This window comes from Microseira wollei NIES-4236, from assembly GCF_020521235.1.
Classification (GTDB): Bacteria; Cyanobacteriota; Cyanobacteriia; order Cyanobacteriales; family Aerosakkonemataceae; genus Microseira; species Microseira wollei.
This window is the reverse complement of sequence record NZ_BLAY01000490.1, coordinates 1-762: the sequence shown is the minus strand read 5'-3', so window position 1 is coordinate 762 and position 762 is coordinate 1. Positions and strand designations below refer to the sequence as shown.

Sequence of the window (762 nt, the reverse complement as noted above, 5' to 3'; positions counted from 1 at the left end):
GTTTATACCCAAAATTGTCAAATGCCGTGTCCCTACAGACGATCAAACAGATTAACGTGTTGCTGGGGACACGGCGTCCCAAAATTGTCAAATGCCGTGTCCCTACAGACGATCAAACAGATTAACGTGTTGCTGGGGACACGGCGTCCCAAAATTTTTGGTTTATACCCAAAATTGTCAAATGCCGTGTCCCTACAGACGATCAAACAGATTAACGGGTTGCTGGGGACACGGCGTCCCAAAATTGTCAAATGCCGTTTCCCTACAGACGATCAAACAGATTAACGTGTTGCTGGGGACACGGCGTCCCAAAATTGTCAAATGCCGTTTCCCTACAGACGATCAAACAGATTAACGGGTTGCTAGGGACACGGCGTCCCCAAATTTTTGGTTTATACCCAAAATTGTCAAATGCCGTGTCCCTACAGACGATCAAATAGATTAACGGGTTGGTAGGGACACGGCGTCGCATAATTTTTGGTTTATACCCAAAATTGTCAAATGCCGTGTCCCTACAGACGATCAAACAGATTAACGCGTTGCTGGGGACACGGCGTCGCATAATTTTTGGTTTATACCCAAAATTGTCAAATGCCGTGTCCCTACAGACGATCAAACAGATTAACGCGTTGCTGGGGACACGGCGTCCCAAAATTGTCAAATGCCGTGTCCCTACAGACGATCAAACAGATTAACGCGTTGCTGGGGACACGGCGTCCCAAAATTGTCAAATGCCGTGTCCCTACAGACGATCAAACAGAT

General features: G+C 47.0%; 3 protein-coding genes. All 3 read left to right on the top strand.

Annotation, left to right across the window (positions count from 1 at the left end):
- The first annotated feature begins 96 nt into the window (after positions 1-96).
- The 3 genes from MiSe_RS49430 to MiSe_RS49425 all read left to right on the top strand — a co-directional run bounded on the left by MiSe_RS49430 (position 97) and on the right by MiSe_RS49425 (position 695).
- Positions 97-285: a hypothetical protein gene (locus MiSe_RS49430; RefSeq protein WP_226594941.1), complete on the top strand. Its 189-nt coding sequence runs from the start codon at positions 97-99 to the stop codon at positions 283-285.
- 29 nt (positions 286-314) lie between these two features.
- Complete coding sequence (locus MiSe_RS51845) at positions 315-440, top strand: hypothetical protein (RefSeq protein ID WP_264197173.1); 126 nt, start codon at positions 315-317, stop codon at positions 438-440.
- A gap of 66 nt (positions 441-506) precedes the next feature.
- Positions 507-695: a hypothetical protein gene (locus MiSe_RS49425; RefSeq protein ID WP_226594939.1), complete on the top strand. Its 189-nt coding sequence runs from the start codon at positions 507-509 to the stop codon at positions 693-695.
- The last annotated feature ends 67 nt before the right edge of the window (positions 696-762 follow it).